Source organism: Klebsiella oxytoca NBRC 105695, from assembly GCF_001598695.1.
In the GTDB taxonomy this organism is placed as follows: domain Bacteria; phylum Pseudomonadota; class Gammaproteobacteria; order Enterobacterales; family Enterobacteriaceae; genus Klebsiella; species Klebsiella oxytoca.
Map to the genome: position 1 here is coordinate 1 of NZ_BCZK01000021.1, position 18039 is coordinate 18039.

Annotated in this window: 18 protein-coding genes; 3 read left to right on the forward strand and 15 right to left on the reverse strand. The window is 56.3% G+C overall.

Annotated features, from left to right (window positions below; genetic code table 11):
* From rsxC to blr, 7 genes are all read right to left on the reverse strand, one after another.
* The coding region (rsxC, locus tag KO1_RS24905) for an electron transport complex subunit RsxC (protein WP_064407158.1) at positions 1–1670 on the reverse strand (1670 nt) is incomplete at its 3' end.
* Complete coding sequence (gene rsxB / locus KO1_RS24910; RefSeq protein ID WP_023321112.1) at positions 1663–2241, reverse strand: electron transport complex subunit RsxB; 579 nt, start codon at positions 2239–2241, stop codon at positions 1663–1665. The genes rsxC and rsxB, both read right to left, overlap by 8 nt.
* Positions 2241–2822, reverse strand: coding sequence for an electron transport complex subunit RsxA (rsxA, locus tag KO1_RS24915; RefSeq protein ID WP_004102633.1), 582 nt, complete (start codon positions 2820–2822; stop codon positions 2241–2243). The genes rsxB and rsxA overlap by 1 nt, the downstream gene beginning before the upstream one ends.
* 77 nt (positions 2823–2899) lie before the next feature.
* Positions 2900–3340 (reverse strand): DUF2569 domain-containing protein, encoded by a 441-nt coding sequence (locus KO1_RS24920; RefSeq protein WP_004102630.1) that lies wholly within the window; start codon positions 3338–3340, stop codon positions 2900–2902.
* A gap of 80 nt (positions 3341–3420) precedes the next feature.
* Positions 3421–3636, reverse strand: a complete 216-nt coding sequence (gene ydgT / locus KO1_RS24925; RefSeq protein WP_004102628.1) for a transcription modulator YdgT — start codon at positions 3634–3636, stop codon at positions 3421–3423.
* A 220-nt stretch (positions 3637–3856) separates the two neighbouring features.
* Entirely contained in the window at positions 3857–5227 is a 1371-nt protein-coding gene (locus tag KO1_RS24930) for a GH1 family beta-glucosidase (protein ID WP_023321111.1), read from the reverse strand.
* Between the two features lie 103 nt (positions 5228–5330).
* Positions 5331–5480 (reverse strand): division septum protein Blr, encoded by a 150-nt coding sequence (gene blr / locus KO1_RS24935; protein ID WP_017145752.1) that lies wholly within the window; start codon positions 5478–5480, stop codon positions 5331–5333.
* A gap of 184 nt (positions 5481–5664) precedes the next feature.
* Here blr and KO1_RS24940 point away from each other — a divergent pair, with 184 nt between their 5' ends.
* On the forward strand, positions 5665–6705 hold the full coding sequence (locus KO1_RS24940; protein WP_023321110.1) for an oxidoreductase: 1041 nt from the start codon (positions 5665–5667) through the stop codon (positions 6703–6705).
* 62 nt (positions 6706–6767) lie between these two features.
* Here KO1_RS24940 and add read toward each other — a convergent pair whose 3' ends face one another.
* Positions 6768–7769 carry an adenosine deaminase gene (add, locus tag KO1_RS24945; RefSeq protein ID WP_004102621.1) on the reverse strand — a complete coding sequence of 334 codons (1002 nt, stop codon included), beginning with the start codon at positions 7767–7769 and terminating at the stop codon, positions 6768–6770.
* Between the two features lie 272 nt (positions 7770–8041).
* Between add and metQ the strand changes: the two genes are divergently transcribed.
* Positions 8042–8857 (forward strand): methionine ABC transporter substrate-binding lipoprotein MetQ, encoded by an 816-nt coding sequence (gene metQ / locus KO1_RS24950; protein WP_023321109.1) that lies wholly within the window; start codon positions 8042–8044, stop codon positions 8855–8857.
* Between the two features lie 82 nt (positions 8858–8939).
* Here metQ and yedF read toward each other — a convergent pair whose 3' ends face one another.
* The 5 genes from yedF to malX form a co-directional block, all read right to left on the reverse strand.
* Positions 8940–9173, reverse strand: coding sequence for a sulfurtransferase-like selenium metabolism protein YedF (gene yedF / locus KO1_RS24955; protein ID WP_004102619.1), 234 nt, complete (start codon positions 9171–9173; stop codon positions 8940–8942).
* Positions 9170–10381, reverse strand: a complete 1212-nt coding sequence (gene yedE / locus KO1_RS24960) for a selenium metabolism membrane protein YedE/FdhT (protein ID WP_023321108.1) — start codon at positions 10379–10381, stop codon at positions 9170–9172. The genes yedF and yedE overlap by 4 nt, the downstream gene beginning before the upstream one ends.
* A 188-nt stretch (positions 10382–10569) precedes the next feature.
* Positions 10570–10773 (reverse strand): putative selenium delivery protein YdfZ, encoded by a 204-nt coding sequence (gene ydfZ / locus KO1_RS24965; protein ID WP_004102617.1) that lies wholly within the window; start codon positions 10771–10773, stop codon positions 10570–10572.
* Positions 10774–11097: 324 nt separating this feature from the next.
* Positions 11098–12270: a MalY/PatB family protein gene (locus tag KO1_RS24970; RefSeq protein WP_004102615.1), complete on the reverse strand. Its 1173-nt coding sequence runs from the start codon at positions 12268–12270 to the stop codon at positions 11098–11100.
* 47 nt (positions 12271–12317) lie between these two features.
* Positions 12318–13910 (reverse strand): maltose/glucose-specific PTS transporter subunit IIBC, encoded by a 1593-nt coding sequence (gene malX / locus KO1_RS24975; protein WP_023321107.1) that lies wholly within the window; start codon positions 13908–13910, stop codon positions 12318–12320.
* 174 nt (positions 13911–14084) lie between these two features.
* Between malX and KO1_RS24980 the strand changes: the two genes are divergently transcribed.
* Complete coding sequence (locus KO1_RS24980) at positions 14085–15113, forward strand: Mal regulon transcriptional regulator MalI (RefSeq protein ID WP_023321106.1); 1029 nt, start codon at positions 14085–14087, stop codon at positions 15111–15113.
* A 25-nt stretch (positions 15114–15138) separates the two neighbouring features.
* Here KO1_RS24980 and KO1_RS24985 read toward each other — a convergent pair whose 3' ends face one another.
* Together KO1_RS24985 and manA are read right to left on the reverse strand one after the other, a co-directional pair.
* The gene (locus KO1_RS24985) at positions 15139–16686 is read right to left on the reverse strand and encodes a YdgA family protein (RefSeq protein ID WP_004102609.1); all 1548 of its coding nucleotides are present in this window, start codon (positions 16684–16686) and stop codon (positions 15139–15141) included.
* A gap of 98 nt (positions 16687–16784) precedes the next feature.
* Positions 16785–17963 (reverse strand): mannose-6-phosphate isomerase, encoded by a 1179-nt coding sequence (manA, locus tag KO1_RS24990; RefSeq protein WP_024274264.1) that lies wholly within the window; start codon positions 17961–17963, stop codon positions 16785–16787.
* Between the last annotated feature and the right edge of the window lie 76 nt (positions 17964–18039).

Sequence of the window (18039 nt, forward strand, 5' to 3'; positions counted from 1 at the left end):
GCAGGTTGCTCTGCGTCCGGGGCAGGTTCAGCCGGGACTACCAGCTGCTCAGCCCTGCGCGCCCGCGCCTCGGCCTTACGGGCTTCGCGAGCGGCGATGGCTTCGCTATTATCCGGTTTCTCGCCGGAGAGCACGATAATCGGCTGCGCCGCGTTGCGCTGCTTTTCACGTACGCGGGCAAGGGCGGCGTTAATCGCATCCTGATCTTTCGCTGCTGGCTGTACGGCTGCCTGCTTATGACGTTCCAGCCTTGCGGCTTTATCCCGTTCCAGGCGAGCCTGACGCGCCTCAAAGCGGACTTTCGCTTCCGCTGCGCGTTTCTCTTCTTGCGCAATGGCGTATATCTCGGCTTTCTCCTGGCGGAAGTACTGCACCAGCGGGATATTGCTTGGACAAACCCAGGCGCAGGCGCCGCACTCGATACAATCGGCGAGGTTATGGCTGGTGGCTTTGTCGTGCTGCTGCCCTTTGCTGAACCAGTATAACTGCTGCGGCAGAAGATCGGCCGGGCAGGCGTCCGCGCAGGCGCTACAGCGGATACAGCCTTTTTCCTCTTCCGGTTCGCCCATTTCGCTCGCCGAAGGCGCCAGCAGACAGTTGGTGATTTTGACCACCGGCACGTCGAGCCAGGGCAGGGTGAAGCCCATCAGCGGGCCGCCCATAATCACCATCGGATCGGCGCCTGGGCAGAAACCGGCATCTTTTAGCAGATGGCTGACCGGCGTACCCAGGCGCGCCCAGACGTTGCCCGGACGCGTGACCGCTTCGCCGGTTAAGGTGACTACGCGCTCCGTCAGCGGCTCGCCGTCTATCACCGCACGTTTCACCGCATAGGCGGTGCCGACGTTTTGCATCAATACGCCGATATCAGAGGAGCGCCCACCGTGGGGCACCTGTTTACCGGTGAGGATTTGCGTCAGCTGTTTTGCACCGCCTGAGGGGTATTTCGTCGGGATTACGCGCAGCGAAATACCGTGCGTGTCGGCGAGTACCGCGCGGAGCATCGAAATCGCCTGCGGTTTATTATCCTCGATGCCGATCAGCACCTGTGCAGGTTGCAGAATATGGGCAAGGATGCGAATTCCCTCAACGATTTGCGCCGCGCAATCCTGCATCAGGCGATCGTCAGCGGTGATATAGGGCTCACATTCCGCCGCATTGATGATTAATGTTTCGATTCTGTCGCCGCCCCCGCGCAGCTTAGTGCCGGTGGGGAAACCGGCGCCGCCAAGCCCGGCTACGCCAAACTGGTGAATGCGCTCAATCAGCTCTTCGCGGGATTTATTCTGGTAATCGTTCCAGCCATCGCGCTCAATCCAGCGGTCTTCGCCATCGGCATCAATAATGACGCTCATTTCCGCCAGCGCGGAAGGGTGGGCGGTCGAGTGGGGGGCAATCGCCGCCACGATGCCGGACGTTGGCGCGTGCACCGGCAGCATTCTGCCCCAGCCGCGGGTAAGCGGCTGGCCGCGCAGGACGCGATCGCCCGGCTGGACGCAGAGCTCACCTTCCGCGCCGATGTGTTGTTTCAGCGGGATGACAAAACGCTGCGGCAGGGAAACCTGACGCAGCGGGGTACCGTTAGACTGGGTTTTCATTTCCGGCGGATGAATGCCGCCGTTGAAGTCCCAGACTTTGTCTTTGCGAAATGCGGAAAATAACTTAAACATGTTGTTCCACGGGAATAATGCGTACCGGGATGGTTTGAAGATCCCATTTCCAGGTTTCTGTCGTCGCCGCCACCGGGCGCAGTTCAATACATTGCGTCGGACAAGGCGCGACGCAAAGATTACAGCCGGTGCAGAGATCGCTCATCACCGTATGCATCGCACGGGTGGCGCCGACGATGGCATCCACAGGACAGGCCTGAATGCATTTTGTGCAGCCGATGCAGTTCGCTTCGTCGATCACCGCCAGCATTCGCGCAGGTACGGCTTCTTGCGCATCGCCGTCCGTAGGCTGCGGGTCGACGTTCAACAGTTCAGCGATTTTGAGCATCACCGCTTCGCCGCCGGGCGCGCAGCAGTTAATTTTCTCACCCTGAGTGCCTACGGCTTCCGCGTAGGGACGACAGCCGGGGTAACCGCACTGACCGCACTGGCTCTGCGGTAGCAGGGCGTCAATTTTCTCCACCACCGGGTCATCTTCCACCTCAAAACGGCGCGAAGCGTACCCCAGAATTAAGCCGAAAACCAGCCCCAGCAGGCTAATGGCAACCACGGCTATCCAGACAGCATTCATTACAACTTCACCAAACCACTAAAGCCCATAAAGGCGAGGGACATTAAACCGGCAGTGACCAGCGCAATGGCATTACCGCGAAACGGCGCCGGCACATCGGCAACCACCAGACGCTCGCGGATGGAGGCGAAAAGCACCATCACCAGCGAAAAGCCGACGGCGGCAGCAAAGCCGTACAGCGCAGACTGCAGGAAATTATGCCCGAGGTTAATGTTGAGCAGCGCAACGCCGAGCACCGCGCAGTTGGTGGTGATCAGCGGCAGGAAGATGCCCAACAGGCGATACAACGCCGGACTGGTTTTACGCACCACCATTTCGGTAAATTGCACCACTACGGCGATAACCAGGATAAAGGCCAGGGTCCGTAAATAGACCAGGTCCAGCGGAATAAGGATCCAGGTATCAATCAGCCAGGCGCAAATTGAGGCCAGCGTCATCACAAAGGTGGTGGCGAGCCCCATTCCCATAGCGGCTTCCAGCTTTTTGGAAACCCCCATAAACGGGCACAGTCCCAGAAACTTCACCAGCACGAAGTTGTTAACAAGAACGGTGCCAACAAAGAGCAGTAAATAATCAGCCATTATTCGACCTGAAATAGAAAAAGCCGTCTATTATCGAATAAATCGATACCGGCGACAACAGGTTAACTGTGTGGTTATTACGGATTCACAAAGGTCCGCTTAACCCGTTCAGAACGCTTGAAATAGGGAGCCAGCAGCGCCGCAGCGAGAAGGGGAAACAGCAGCTGGCGCAGCGCCAGAGCGTCTGATATTGGGGAAAAGGCAAATGCTTTTACCGCCAGCAGAAGCGTAATCAGCAGCCAGATAATGTAATGCTTTGGCACCCCTTTCCGCCGCTTGAAAAAGGCAATGGTCAACCACAGCGTGTAGTACCACATGGCGATCGCGAAGGCCAGCGAAGCAATCCACAAGGCGAGATGTTCAGTACTCATATTGCGCAGCAGGGTATAAGTCTGGGAAGACATCAGAGCATCAGCAAAAAACAGCAGCGACAATGAGGCGCTAAGCAGGGCCACCAGGAGCCATGCCAGCGGCGCCAGAAGCCATCCGCCAATACGTTCCACAGAGTCAGAGGACATTATTACTCCCGAATTTAACGCCAGTTATCAATAAAAGCAGGGCCGGAAGTATAAGCAACTGGCGTGAATGATGACAGTCTTTATTGCACGTAGCGCCAGACGGACTTGGGCACCTCGCCAATGTTGAACAATTTGCCGCCAGAAACCAGCTCCGCCCGACGATGGTCTGCGGCGCGATACATGTTGACGATCTCTTCGTTATCGGTCAGGGAATAGTTAAGGTGATCAAAAAGTTTTTCCAGACTTTCCAGCGTGCTGATTTTACGAAATTTTAATAAGTAGTCCTGAACGGTCATTTGCGTATCCATTTTATAATCAGAATAATTTAAGTTGAATATACCCATTCTGTGTAAACCTGTTCTCAACCGGCCGTTCCTTTTTTTCAGTAAACTGTATGGAATTATTTCGGTTGTAAATACCCGGAACAAGAACAGATGATGTTTCTGGCCTGGTAAAGAGGAATTTAAGAGTATTCCAGAACTGAATCAGGCGCCGGATGGCGCCTGGGAGAGAAGATTAACGCTGTTCGCCTCGGCTGGCAATAACGTTTTGGTACCAGAAAAAGCTCTTTTTACGTTTACGCGCCAGATTGTTCTGATGATCGACATAAACAAAGCCGTACTGTTTTTTATAACCGTTGAGCCAGCTTAATAGATCAATAAAGGACCAGGGATAATAGCCGCGCACGTCAGCGCCCAGTTCCAGCGCTTTTTCCAGCGCAGTTATGTGGCTATTCAGATAGTCAATACGCGGGTCGTCGACGATTTCGCCATCGATGATCGGGTCAATGGCCCCGAGTCCGTTTTCGGTGATGTAAATCGGTATGTCACCGTAGCGCGCTTTAATCATCATGATCCCGTCGGTTAACCCCTGAGGCCAAATTTCCCAGCCCCATTCGGTATAGGTACTTTGCGGGTTGCGTACAAAATAGAACAGCCCGTCGACGCCGGGTTCGCCGCCGGTCGGAACCTCCGGGGGCTGCGCTGAGACGGTTTCGCGGCGGTAGTAGTTCAGGCCGATAAAATCACAGCGGTTTTCACGCAGCAGCGCATCGTCGCCCGCTGCAAAAGCCGGAACGCCCCACAGCGCCTGGGTTTGTTGCAGGAGCTCTTCAGGGTATTGACCTTTTAGCACCGGATCGTAAAGCCAGTGGGTGTGAATAGCATCCGCCATCGCCGTCGCTTGCATATCCTCCTCGCTGTCGGTTAAAGGGGTATGCGGCTGCAGTACGTTGACAAAACCTATCTGCCCCTCGACTGCCATTTCACGAAACGCTTTCACGGCCAGCGCATGGGCGATAAAGACGTGGTGGCAGGCCTGAATCGCGCGCGCAGGGTCGCGCACCGCTGGCGGGTGGATGCCGTTAATATAGCCATGCCCGATAAAGACGATAGTTTCGTTGAAGGTCGCCCACAATTTGACCCGCGAGCCGAAGCGCTGATAGCAGAGGCGGGCGTACTCAGCGAACGCTTCCGCCGTACTGCGCGCTTCCCAGCCGCCTTCCTCCTGCAACGCCTGCGGAAGATCCCAGTGATACAGGGTGATCATCGGTTCAATATTATGCGCCAGCAGCTCATCAATCAGATCGCTGTAGAACTGAACCCCAGCCTCGTTAACCTCGCCGCGGCCTTCGGGCAGCAGACGCGGCCATGAAATTGAGAAGCGATAGCTTTGCAGACCCATTTCCGCCATCAGCGCAACATCTTCGCGAAAGCGATGGTAATGGTCTACGGCGATATCGCCGGTGGTGCCCTGAAAAGTGGTGCCTGGGAGATGGGAGTAGATATCCCAGATAGAAGGGCCTTTGCCGTCGGCATCGTGTCCGCCCTCAACCTGCCAGGCTGCGGTAGCGGCTCCCCATAAAAAATGCTGCGGAAATCCGGACATGAAGAAACTCCTTATCGATTGATAAGGAGAGTGTAATAAAACCCTGTACCGCCATGCAACCGGTTTCAGAAACCGGTTGCATAGTTGCGAAGCGGGTCACTGTTTATTTCGCCAGCGGCTTCGCCTGAACAGTATCAACGGTAGGTGGGGACTGGTAGTTATCAATATGATGAGCGATAACTAAAAGCAGGGCTGAGACGCCCAAAACAATCCAGCCAATAAGTTCTACAATACGGTTAAAAACGTTTTCCATAACTCTGTAGCAAATTGTGAAACCAGAAGGAAATGGTACTTGAGGATTGAAGTAACGCAAGTGTTACATGAACTTAGTTGCGCAAATGACGTAATGCTGCGCGATAACGCGGGCAACATGCGTTAACAGAGGTCTTATCCGCAGCGTAACTGGGACACCGTTATTCTCGTTAAGGGGGTAAAAAATGAGTGATGCTATCCGGGTAGGATTAATCGGTTATGGCTACGCTAGCAAGACCTTTCATGCGCCGCTAATCAGCGGTACGCCAGGGATGACGCTGGCCGCTGTGGCCAGCAGTGATGAAAATAAAGTGCATGCCGATTGGCCTGCATTGCCGGTGGTTAGCGGGCCAGAGCGGATTTTGAACGACCCCAATATCGATTTGGTGGTGATCCCGACCCCAAACGACACCCATTTTCCGCTGGCCAAGGCCGCGCTGGAGGCGGGCAAGCACGTAGTCGTCGATAAACCCTTTACCGTGACACTGTCACAGGCGCGTGAGCTTGAAGCGCTGGCAAAAAGCGGCGGGCGGCTGCTGTCGGTATTCCATAACCGCCGCTGGGACAGCGATTTTCTGACGGTAAAAGCGCTGATCAACGAAGGGCTACTGGGGGAAGTAGGATACTTTGAGTCTCATTTCGATCGCTATCGACCGCAGGTGCGTAATCGCTGGCGTGAACAAGGCGGACCGGGGAGCGGCATCTGGTACGATCTTGCCCCGCATCTGCTGGACCAGGTGGTAAATCTCTTCGGCCTGCCGGTTAGCATGCAGGTTGATCTGGCGCAGTTACGTCCGGGCTCCCAGTCCACCGACTATTTTCATGCGGTTTTAGCCTGGCCGCAGCGTCGTGTCGTGCTGCACGGAACTCTGGTCGCTGCGGCGGAAACGGCGCGCTTTATTATCCACGGTTCGCGAGGAAGCTATGTGAAATACGGTCTCGACCCGCAGGAGGAGCGGCTGAAAAGCGGCGAACGCCTGCCGCAGGAAGACTGGGGATACGATATGCGCGACGGGGTGCTGACGCGAGCGGAGGGCGAGGACATAACCGAGGAGTCGTGGCTAACGCTGCCGGGTAACTATCCGGCCTATTATGCCGCTATTCGCGATGCACTTAACGGAAGCGGCACTAATCCGGTTCCGGCAAGCCAGGCGATTCAGATTATGGAGCTGATTGAGCTTGGCCTCGAGTCGGCCAGACATCGAACGACGCTGTGTCTGAATTAGGTCATCCCCGCGACAACAACCGCCCGGCGTTGAATGACCCCCGTTTATCACGGGGGAGTCGATCAAGCCTGCTGAACGCGCTGCATCAGCGCTGCTTTTTCCCCGGCGCTTAAAAAGGCGAGTTCCAGGCCGTTGATCTGCGCCTGGCGAATCTGCTCGCGGCTCAGGCCGGCAGCCGGGGCGGCAACCGTATATTCGTGGATAATATCGACGCCCTGGACGGCGGGGTCGTCGGTATTAATGCAGGCCAACACGCCGTGCGCGAGGAAAGTTTTCAGCGGATGCCGGGCCAGCGACGGCACGGTGCTGGTCTGGATATTGGAGGTTAGACAGGACTCAATGCCGATGCGCTGCGCGGCGAGATAGTCCATCAGCGCCGGGTCCTGCACCGCCTTCACGCCGTGGCCGATGCGTTCGGCTCCCAGCTCGCGAATGGCCTGCCAGATGCTTTCCGGACCGGCGGCTTCGCCTGCATGGACCGTGATCCGCCAGCCCGCATCGCGCGCGCGGCGGAAGTGCTCCATAAACAGATTCCCCGGGAAGCCAAGTTCATCGCCGGCGAGGTCGAGGGCGGTAATGCCGTCGCGGTGGGCGAGCAGGGCTTCGAGCTCTTCCTCGCACGCCGCTTCGCCGAAGGTGCGGCTCAGAATACCGATCAGACGGGCTTCAACGTTAAAGTCGCGGCTGCCTTCTTTTACCCCAGCGATCACCGCTTCGACGACGCCCGCTACCGGCAGCTGGTGGGTCATCGCCATATAGCGCGGAGAGAAACGCAGTTCGACGTAATGCAGTCCGTTGCGCGCGGCATCTTCAAGGTTTTCATAGGCAACGCGGCGGCAGGCATCCAGAGAAGCGAGCATTTTTACACCCCAATCCAGCTTAGAGAGGAAGCTGACCAGGTCGGGCTCATTGCTGGTGACCTGTACATGAGGACGTAATGTTTCGAGCGTATTTGCCGGAAGTGCGAGGTTATACTGGCGGCCAAGATCGAGAATAGTTTGGGCCCGGATATTACCGTCAAGATGGCGATGGATGTCGGTTAATGGCAAAGTTAAATCAATCATGGTCGCACTCTTTTTTTAGTTAAAGTGCGCGTCATTGTACATCAGAACGATAAATGGTTAAAAGAGGAGAAAAATACCGAATAAATCAATGAAAAAGGGAGTGGTGAGGAAAGATTCCCCTCTCTCTGAGCCGCATGTCGCATTCGCTCATAGCAAAACGCTATTAATCATAGTGAATCAGTATTTAATTTCGCCCGTGTGATTTTCTATAGTCTCTGGCGCTGGTTTTCCTGCAATGAATGGCAGGCTATTTTAAAAAGGACCCTGGGAATATGATCTTTATGTTAAAAAAAATTGCAGTACCGCTGGTTGTCGCAGGCTCGCTGCTGCTGGCAGCCTGCAAACCTGGTGAGCAGGACCCTAACCACATCAAAGTGGGCATTAGCGCAGGCGTTGACCAGGAGGTCTGGGCGGTGGCGCAAAAAGTGGCAAAAGAGAAGTACAATCTCGACGTCGAAGTGGTGACGTTTAATGATTTCGTCCTGCCCAACGAAGCGCTGAACAACGGCGATCTTGATGCTAATGCTTTCCAGCATAAGCCTTATCTGGATAAACAAATTCAGGAGCGCGGCTATAAGCTGGTTCAGGTTGGCACGACGTTCGTTTATCCGATTGCCGCCTATTCGAAGAAAATCAGTTCGGTCGACCAACTGCCCGATGGCGCGCAGGTGGCCGTTCCCAACGATCCAACTAACCTCGGACGCTCGCTGCTGCTACTGCAAAAGCAGGGGCTGATTACATTGAAGGAGGGCACCGGTCTGCTGCCCACTTCGCTTGATATCATTAATAACCCGAAAAACTTAAAAATCGTCGAGATTGAGGCGCCGCAGCTCACCCGCGCGCTGGACGACCAGCAGATAACTATGGCGATAATTAATACCACTTTCTCAAGCCAGGTGGGCCTGTCACCGTCGCGCAACGGCCTGTTTGTGGAAAGCAAAGATTCGCCCTACGTCAATATCTTTGCCAGCCGCATCGAAAACAAAGATAGCGAAAAGGTAAAAAATCTGGTGAAGGCCTACCAGAGCGATGAAGTGGCCGCGGCGGCAGAACAGCTTTATAAAGGCGATGCGGTTAAGGGCTGGTAATCGTTTCATACCCGGTATGGCGTCAGCCGCCGACGGGCAAGCGCATATAACGGCCGGTAGCGTGCTACCGGCTTTTTGATGGCTATTTTTGAATCAAATAGCGGATGGTTGGCCCATCTTGCTGAATATCGAGCACGGTATAGCCGTGATTTTTGGCATCCAGCGGGATATTGTTAATCGACTGCGGGCAGTCGCTGACCACTTCAAGAATTTCGCCTTTCTTCAGCGAGGGCATCGCTTCAAGCGTGGCGATGGCAGGATAGGGGCAGGGTTCGCCAACCATATCCAGGCGATAGTCCGGGACCAGAGTTTTCATGCGCTTTCCTTAACCGTTGAGGTGGCGAGAGATTTGCGGTGGAAAAAGCGTTTTTCCCAGCCAATAACCAAACCCAGCGCGATCAGCAGCAGGAGATAGGTCACCAGCAGGCCGCCGAAAGGCCCGAATGTCGCCAGCAGGTTGATTTTATCCCAGCTTGTGGCCAGCGCCGGGGAGAGTCCGTCCCAGTAGTATGCCAGGATCGTTGAACCTATCACGTTGCCCAGCCCAACCCACCAGAAGTGCACCTGGCCTTCCACCGCGCGGTACATCCAGCCGGTTTCGCAGCCGCCCGCCAGGACGATTCCAAAGCCGAACAGCAGACCGCCGATGACCGCGTTGGGGCCGGCCCACATAATTTTTGGTTCCATGCCAAGCTGCACGTAGCTGAAGATCCCGATGGCGCTGGCCGCCATACCGAAAATGATCGCCTTCGCCATATTGGTGCGTCCGGTGATCCACATATCGCGAAAGGCAGAGGTAAAGCAGATCTGCGCGCGTTCGATAAGCAGGCCAAACCCGACGCCAAACAGCAGCGCCAGGCCGAGCTTCGGCTGGTTAGCTGCGGTGAGCAGACCCCAGGCGATCATGGCAAAAAAGACCACCATCCCGAGACGGAACCGGCGTCGCGCCTGGTCAGGTTTTTGCGTCAGCGGCGACGCCTGCGACACTTTTTGCATCTTAACCGGAATACGGAAGATGGGCAGCAAGGTAAAACGCGCGCCGAACCAGGTGCCGATAGCCGTCGCGATGGCAAAGAACCAGGCGTGCAGAGAAAACTGCGGGATACCGGTGAAGAAGGCGGCCAGGTTACAGCCCATCGCCAGACGGGCGCCGAAGCCGGCAATGATGCCTCCGGCGACGGCCTGCAGAATACGCACCCGGCTGCGAGGAAAACGCAGCTTCACGTTATTCGCCCACAGCGCAGCGGCGAAACAGCCGCCGAACATGCCGATGATCATCATGCCGTCGATGCGAGTGAGCGGGGTGCCCTCAAGATGAATGAGTTTGTAGTACCCCCACTCTTCGCTGTGCACGCCGATAAGTTGCAGCAATTGTCCGCCCCAGCGGGTAAATTCGCCGGTGACGGCCCAAAAAGTGCCGGTAATGCCGAAGTAGTAGGTTGAGAGAATCCCCGCGGCGATAACGGCGGGAACGGGTGACCAGAATTTAATCAGCCACGTCTGTTTGAATTGTTGCCATGTCATGAAGATGCCTCTGAACTCAGAAGGTATATTACCCGTAACGGGTTGAAGAGGGGCGATACTACGCTGTTTAGTTCCTGAAAACGCTCGACAGGATCAAATTGACCGATAAAGAGAATATAAAAGGCCACGCGCTGGTGGCCTTTCACGACCGCTTATTCGCGGCCTGCTGTTAATGACGGTACGCGAATTCAGTTAAAGCCCAGACGAATCAGGTTCAGCGGGCTAAATAACCCTTCGTGTCCGTCTATTTCCACGCAATCAGCACGACGGATCTGCTCCGCCGTTTTACCTTCAGCGTGGATGGCCTTAATGACGCCCGTCGCGCCGCTATCGGCTACCATAACCATGCTGCCGGTAGAGATAGCATTACGGTTACGATCGTAAGTTTTCATAATTTCGTCCTCCTGATTAATACTTTGACGGGAATGAAAAGCGGCAATTAAATACACCTTTGCGGCGCGAATTTTTTTGCGTCTCGTCAAAATTTGGTCTCATTATGCCCGGAGACTCTTAGGTCGGGGGCAGGCAGGGGAGCGGGATTGAGACGGTTAATAAGCCAGAGGTTATTTTTTCCGCGGTCAGGTGAATCTCATCGGCGTGGCACAGAGAGAACTATGATTTTATTCGCGCTTAATGTTTGTACCGCGCAAAGCGCCGGTGAAATAAACGCCAGCGGTAGCGGGGAGCCCGCTACCTGATTATTGAAGGGAAAATAATTAGCGCAGCGAACGCAGGGCGGCGATTAATCCCTGCACGCCTTTTTCCAGCTTCTCGCGTGGGCAACCGGCGTTGAGACGGACAAAGCCCTTACCCTCTTCGCCGTAAGTGTAGCCGGGCATAATGGCGACCTTCTGCTCCTCGATAAGTGCTTTTTGCAGAGCGCGATCGTCAACGGCCAGCGGGCGCAGGTCAATCCACGCCAGGTAAGTCGCCTGCGGTGGCTGCCAGCCTAGCTCCGGAAACGCCTGATTCAGTTCGCCAGCGATGAAGCGCATATTTTCCTGCAAATAACCGCGCAGGGCATCCAGCCAGGGCGCTCCCTCGCGATAGGCGGCAATATGGGCGACCAGCGCCGGCACGGAAGGTGATGAGAGGCCATCGCGGCTCTTCAGCGCGTGCAGATAGCTTTCGCGCACGGCGGGATCGTCAATCAACCCGTATGCGCCGGTGAATGCCGGAATGTTGAAGCTTTTCGAGCCGGAGGTGAAGAGCGCCCAGGGGCTGCGGGCCACGTCGCACCACGGGATGTGCTGCTGCCCGTCCCAGACCATGTCCATATGGATCTCGTCGCTAATCACTTTTACCCCATGCTTCTCACACAGCTGCGCCATGGTTTCCAGCTCTTCACGGGTCCAGACCTTGCCGGTGGGGTTGTGCGGGCTGCACAGCAGCAGAACGGTATTACGCGGCTGAGCCAGTACCCGCTCCAGGGCCGCCATATCGCAGCGCCAGTGATGGTTGTCGAGAGAGAGCGGCACGGCCGCGACGCGCCGCTGGTTGCCTTCAATGGTTTTATAAAAGGCATCGTAGGCCGGAGTGTGTACCACGATGCCGTCGCCCACTGCCGACCACTGACGAATCATCTCCGCGACCATATAGATCACCGATGGCCCGTAAACAATCGCTTCGCGGTTGATTGGGCTATGAAAACGGCTGGCGAACCAGTGGCTCACCGCGCCGAGGAATTCATCATTTTTCCACCGGCTGTAGCCAAAAACACCGTGCCCCAGACGTTTGCTGACGGCATCAAGAATACAGGGGGCGGTGGCGAAATCCATGTCGGAGATCGTAAAGGGCAGCAGGTCGGCTACGCCAAAACGGTCGGCGACGTAATCCCACTGCGTGCACCAGGTACCGTGACGGTCGATCTGCTTTGAAAAATCAAACATCGCAACTTCCTTCATCCTGGCCCCCTGCCGCAAGGCGGGGGCGGAGCTTATGCCTCGACGGTATTCATCAGGACAGCCATTTCATCTTTTACCGACTGCACCTGCGGGCCAATCACTACCTGCAGGTTATGCTGGTTGAGCTGAACCACGCCGATGGCGCGATTCGCTTTCAGCGCGGCGCTGTCGACTTTGCTCATATCGTTAACCGACAGACGCAGGCGGGTAATGCAGTTATCGAGCGAAACGATATTTTCCGCGCCGCCGAGCGCGGCCAGAATCGCCGGAACGTTATACCCTGATTTGCCGGTCACGCCGGTGACAGCCTTCTCAAATGCGCTCGTTGTTTCAATATCGCGTCCCGGCGTTTTCAGGTTAAAGCGGGAGATCGCGAAACGGAAGATACCGTAGTAAACCGCAAACCAGATGGCCGCAACCACCGGTACCATGTACCACCTGGTGGACAGACCGTGCAGAATGCCGAATACCACAAAGTCGATAACGTTGCCGTCGGTGTTGCCGATTGTCACGCCGAGGATCGCCATTACGGTAAAGCCCAGGCCGGTCAGTAACGCATGGATAACGTAGAGAACCGGCGCGACGAACAGGAACAGGAATTCCAGCGGTTCGGTGGTGCCGCCTACCACGCAGGCGATAACGCCGGAAATCAGCAGGCCTTTAATCTTATGGCGATTTTCCGGACGCGCGCAGTGATACATCGCCAGCGCTGCGCCCGGCAGGCCGCCGAGGAATGCCGGCATTTTACCCTGTGACAGGAAGCGGGTCGCGCTCTCGGCGAAGCCGTGGCTGGTCGGGCAGCTTAGCTGGGCCTGGAAAATCGTCAGCGCGCCGCTGACGCTATGCCCGCAAACGTCCAGGGTACCGCCCGCTTCGGTAAAGCGGATCAGCGCCACCAGAATATGGTGCAGGCCAAAAGGCAGCAGCAGGCGTTCACCGGTACCGAAGATCATCGGTCCGAAATCACCTGCGCTATTGATGACCTGACCGAGTGCGTTAATCCCCATGGCGAAAACGGGCCATATTATCGGGATCACCAGACCGACCAGGCCGAGAACCACGGTCGTAATAATGGGCACAAAGCGGGTACCGCCAAAAAAGGCCAGCGCGTCGGGCAGGCGGATGTTATGGAAACGTTCGTGCAGCATCCAGACGATGATCCCGGCGATCACCGCGCCGAGGATCCCGGTGTCGATCGATTGAATACCGATAATGTTCTGGATGTTATTGGCTTTGAGGATGGCGGCATCGGTGGTCGGCAGAATACCTTTGGCCGTCAGCCAGAAGTTTACCGCCAGGTTCATTACCGCGTAGCCGACAAAACCGGCAAACGCGGCGACGCCTTTGTTTTCTCGCGCCAGACCCAGTGGAATGGCGATACAAAACATCACCGGCAGAAAGCTGAAGGCAAAGGAGCCGACTTTGCCCATCCAGACGAAAACGGTCTGCAGCAGCGGCACGTCCAGCCACGGCAGAAGCGTCAGGACATCATGGCTGCTCAGAGAGCTGCCGATCCCCAGCATGATCCCGCAAAAGGAGAGTAATGCTACGGGTAACATGAAGGTTTTCCCGAGCTGCTGGAAAAACTCCCACAAGGTAATTTTGTTTGCTGTTTTCGCCGTCATAACATGAATCCTGGTTCTAAAAGTTATCGGTAGGATGCAACGCCACGAAAAGATAAAACGTTTTACCAAACTTTAGTGCGATAAAAATCACATATTCCAGCGATAATAAAGTTTATAAAGAGGGCATCCTGATAAAACGTTTTATCGACAGCCAAAGGGAGTCGGCCTGCAGTTATGGCTATCGTGAAAAAAATTACCATTAATGATGTCGCGCAGGCGGCGGGGGTATCCGTCAGTACCGTCTCGCTGGTACTGAGCGGCAAGGGGCGTATTTCGTCGGCAACCGGCGAGCGCGTCAATCACGCCATTGAACAGCTGGGCTTTGTGCGTAACCGCCAGGCGGCGTCCCTGCGCGGCGGCCAGAGCGGGGTGATTGGCCTGATCGTCAGCGACTTGTCGAAGCCTTTCTACGCGGAGATGACCGCCGGATTGACCGATGCGCTTGAGTCGCAGGGCAGAATGGTCTTCCTCACCCAGGGCGGGCACAGCGGAGAAAAAATGCTCCAGCGTTTTGATACCCTGGTTTCACAGGGGGTCGATGGCGTAGTGATTGCCGGCGCCATCGATCGGGGGGGCGAACTGCGCGATCGCGCGGCGGAAGCCGGAATGCCGCTGGTCTTCGCCTCCCGCGCCAGCTATCTCGACGATGTGGACCTGATCCGCCCGGATAATATGCAGGCGGCGCAAATTGTCACCGAGCACCTGATCCGCCGCGGTCATCAGCGCATTGCCTGGCTGGGAGGGCAAAGTTCATCCCTGACGCGCGCCGAACGGGTTGGCGGCTACTGCGCTACCCTGCTGAAATATGGCCTGCCGTTTCATAGCGAGTGGGTGGTGGAGTGCGGCTCAAGCCAGAAGCAGGCGGCGGAGGCGATGACGGCCCTGCTGCGGCAAAACCCGACCATTAGCGCCGTGCTCTGTTATAACAGCGTGATCGCGACCGGGGCGTGGTTTGGCCTGATGCGCGCCGGGCGACAGAGCGGAGAGGATGGCGTTGAAAGCTATTTCGAACAGCGGGTCGCGCTGGCGGCATTTGCGGAATTACCCGAGGAGGCGCTGGATGATCTGCCGCTGACCTGGGTTACGACTCCCGCCCGGGAGATGGGGCAAAGCCTGGCGGAGTGTATTTTACGGCGTATGGAAGAGGGGCAGGGAGCGGCGCGAAACCAGATCATCTCTCCTCGGCTGATTACGCGTAAATAGCCCCTGGTGAGGGGCTATATGTCATTTATTGCTGCGGCGCGACTGGCGGTACCACTTCTTGCGGCAGCGTCTCCTGCGGCTCAGCGGGCGCCGGGACAGGGGGAAGCGCTAAACCGAACATCCCGGCAAACTCATCCAGCGGCATTTTCTGCCCGTTCAGCGTCACCTGGCCGTCAGCATACTGCAGGCTGGAGGTGATGGCGTTATCTTCCATAGTGGTAATACGGAACATCTGTCCCATCGCCGCCAGGCCTTTCACCTGCTGCTCTGCAAGCTTAGCGGCGTCGGCGGGCTGATAGCCTTCCAGCCCGGCAATCTGAGTCATAAACGCCGTCGCCATATCGACCGGGATCACCAGCTTGCCGTCGAGAGATTTGACGCTACGATCCACTTCCTCGGCCAGCGTCTGCGGCGGAGTGGTAGTCAGCGACGGATCTTTGAGCAGAATCGATAGATTCAGGGTGGTTTCGCCCTTCGCGTTGCGCCAGCTCAGCGGAGAAATGGTCAGGGACGGGCTGCCTTTCAGCATCATCGGCAGTGAGCTAAAGAAGGTTTGCGTTAGCGCCTGCTGGTACAGCTCAGGATTCTGCGCCAGCTGAGGGTCCGCCATCAGCGCCTGGGCGTCGGCATTGTACTTCTGGCTGAACTGATGGAAAGCTTCACCATCAATATTGTCCAGCTTCAGGGTCAGCCTGCCGCTACCGATATCCTGATTTTGCAGCTTCAGGCTGTTGACGGTGTAGTCCAGCTGGCTGTTAATCCCTTTGCCGTCGGCGGTCAGCGAAGAGTTGCCGTCGATTTTCATCCCTTCAAACAGCGCCAGCTCTTTTCCTTCAACGCCAATCGCCAGTTTTTCCAGCGAGATGGCCTGCTTGCCAATACGCTCGTTGAAGCTGGCCATTTCGGTGGAACCGTCGGTTTTCAGATTATTAAAGGTGAGCTGTACCTTCTGATTGTATTCGTTGACCGCGTTAATTTGCCCGCTGCCCGCTTCGCCGCTCAGGCTGAGGGTTTTTCCCTCTCGATCGGCGTTAAGCTGGAACTGACCGCCGCTAAAAGTGACTTTCTCGTCGTCTTTCGCGTAATCAAGCGGTTTCAGCACGATAGCGGACTGGTTATCGCCGCTGTAGGCGATGCGGGTATCGATAGTAAACGGCGTTTCGCCTTTTGCAATGTCAAACAGCGACTTGCTGGCCTCGTTGTTCACTAAGGTGGTTTTGACGGATGCCATCGCCGGGGCGAGGTTAAAGGATTTCAGTGAAGCCAGCGGGAAGGGGCCGTGATCGACAACTTCGTCAAACACCAGCGACTGTCCGGCGGCCAGCCAGCGGGGCGCTTTGCCGGCGATGGGTTTCAGGACCAGTTGTAAACGGCTGCTGAACAGGCCGCGCTGATAGTCCTGATAGGTGAGCTCTACGCCAGCCTGCGGCGCGCTGCTTTGCAGCTGAGCATTCGCCTGCTGCACCATATCGGCAATGCGGCTTTCCAGCTGCTTCCCTGTGTACCACGCGCCGCCCGTCCAGACGACGCCCAGCGCGATGATAATTCCTGCTGCGACCAGCGATTTTTTCATAGCATTTGTCCATAAATGAAACCAGGCGGATTGGGCCGCCTGGTTGTGTTGTCATGATGAGTGAAAGTCTAGCAACTGTGGCTAAAAAGTTCAGTAACTTACTGGAGCTTATTAAACACGCGCGCCACGCGACCGCTGCCGCTGACCTGTACCGGTGATTCGTTGTGCGCCACGAAAGCCGACTCGCCCGGCTTCAGCGTCAGACGCTGTTCGCCTTTCACGATCGTTGCTTCACCCTCGACGCAGAACAGGATCGCCGCGCTATCCTGGGCGATGGTGGACGCCTGCGCTGAAAGGTCGTGCAGTGAGAAAGCAAAATCGTCAACCGGGATGGGGAAGTCCAGCTCCGCGCCGTGAATGACCGGCTGGGTCAGGAGTTCGCCAGCGGGTTTGGGTTCAAATTTGACGTTTGCCACCAGCTCCGGAATATCAATGTACTTCGGCGTCAATCCCGCGCGCAGGACGTTATCGGAGTTGGCCATCACCTCCAGCGCCACGCCCTGCAGGTAGGCGTGCGGCGTTTCCGCAAACAGGAACATCGCCTCGCCGGGATTCAGCTTGACCACGTTGAGCAGTAGCGGAGAGAAAAGGCCGCTATCGTCCGGATAGAACTCGGCGATCAGGCGGATAGTCTGCCACGGTTCTCCCTGCTCGCTGTCCAGCGCTCTCTGCAGTACGCTCAGGGCGTGCGCTTTTTCGTCGCCTTTCATGTTCAGCAGGCTGGCAAACAGCTGGCTCAGATGGGCGGCGTCAGGCTGCGCCAGGAACTGCGCTATTGCCGGATGTGCTTCAGCTACCGGCTGCAGCAGCTTCACGATTTCGGAAAACTCGCGGAAGGCGTTCATGGCAAGGAATGGCGTTAACGCGAAAACCAGCTCCGGCTTGTGGTTCGGATCTTTATAGTTACGTTCGGCGGCATCAAGCGGGATCCCGGCGGCATTCTCTTTGGCAAACCCGATTTCCGAGGCCCGTTTGTTCGGGTGAACCTGAATAGAGAGCGGCTGGGCGGCGCACAGCACTTTAAACAGGAACGGCAGTTCACCAAAACGCTCGGCAACTTTGGCGCCAAGCAGGGTCGTTTTATCGCTCTCGATTGCATCGCGCAGAGAACGCGGCGTTCCGGCGTCATCGAGAATTTGCGAGCTGCTCTTCGGATGCGCGCCCATCCACAGCTCCGCCATCGGCAGGTTGTTTGGGTTAGCAATGCCATAAAGTTCGGTTAAGGCGGTATGACTTCCCCAGGCGTAATTTTGCACTGAGTTGATGAGTTTTTGCATTCTCAATCCCTGTTTCCACTTGATAGTAATGGCACTATTAAACCAGCAAACGCCCGAGAAGCAACCGGTGCGAAGA

Coding starts and splice junctions, on each gene's coding strand:
- KO1_RS24980 (WP_023321106.1), top strand. CDS start 14,085: ATGGCTATCGTGAAAAAAATTACCATTAATGATGTCGCGCAGGCGGCG.
- malX (WP_023321107.1), bottom strand. CDS start 13,910: ATGACGGCGAAAACAGCAAACAAAATTACCTTGTGGGAGTTTTTCCAG.
- rsxB (WP_023321112.1), bottom strand. CDS start 2,241: ATGAATGCTGTCTGGATAGCCGTGGTTGCCATTAGCCTGCTGGGGCTG.
- ydfZ (WP_004102617.1), bottom strand. CDS start 10,773: ATGAAAACTTACGATCGTAACCGTAATGCTATCTCTACCGGCAGCATG.
- KO1_RS24940 (WP_023321110.1), top strand. CDS start 5,665: ATGAGTGATGCTATCCGGGTAGGATTAATCGGTTATGGCTACGCTAGC.
- KO1_RS24920 (WP_004102630.1), bottom strand. CDS start 3,340: ATGTCCTCTGACTCTGTGGAACGTATTGGCGGATGGCTTCTGGCGCCG.
- ydgT (WP_004102628.1), bottom strand. CDS start 3,636: ATGACCGTTCAGGACTACTTATTAAAATTTCGTAAAATCAGCACGCTG.
- add (WP_004102621.1), bottom strand. CDS start 7,769: ATGATTGATTTAACTTTGCCATTAACCGACATCCATCGCCATCTTGAC.
- yedF (WP_004102619.1), bottom strand. CDS start 9,173: ATGAAAACTCTGGTCCCGGACTATCGCCTGGATATGGTTGGCGAACCC.
- yedE (WP_023321108.1), bottom strand. CDS start 10,381: ATGACATGGCAACAATTCAAACAGACGTGGCTGATTAAATTCTGGTCA.
- KO1_RS24970 (WP_004102615.1), bottom strand. CDS start 12,270: ATGTTTGATTTTTCAAAGCAGATCGACCGTCACGGTACCTGGTGCACG.
- blr (WP_017145752.1), bottom strand. CDS start 5,480: ATGGAAAACGTTTTTAACCGTATTGTAGAACTTATTGGCTGGATTGTT.
- KO1_RS24930 (WP_023321111.1), bottom strand. CDS start 5,227: ATGTCCGGATTTCCGCAGCATTTTTTATGGGGAGCCGCTACCGCAGCC.
- manA (WP_024274264.1), bottom strand. CDS start 17,963: ATGCAAAAACTCATCAACTCAGTGCAAAATTACGCCTGGGGAAGTCAT.
- rsxA (WP_004102633.1), bottom strand. CDS start 2,822: ATGGCTGATTATTTACTGCTCTTTGTTGGCACCGTTCTTGTTAACAAC.
- metQ (WP_023321109.1), top strand. CDS start 8,042: ATGATCTTTATGTTAAAAAAAATTGCAGTACCGCTGGTTGTCGCAGGC.
- KO1_RS24985 (WP_004102609.1), bottom strand. CDS start 16,686: ATGAAAAAATCGCTGGTCGCAGCAGGAATTATCATCGCGCTGGGCGTC.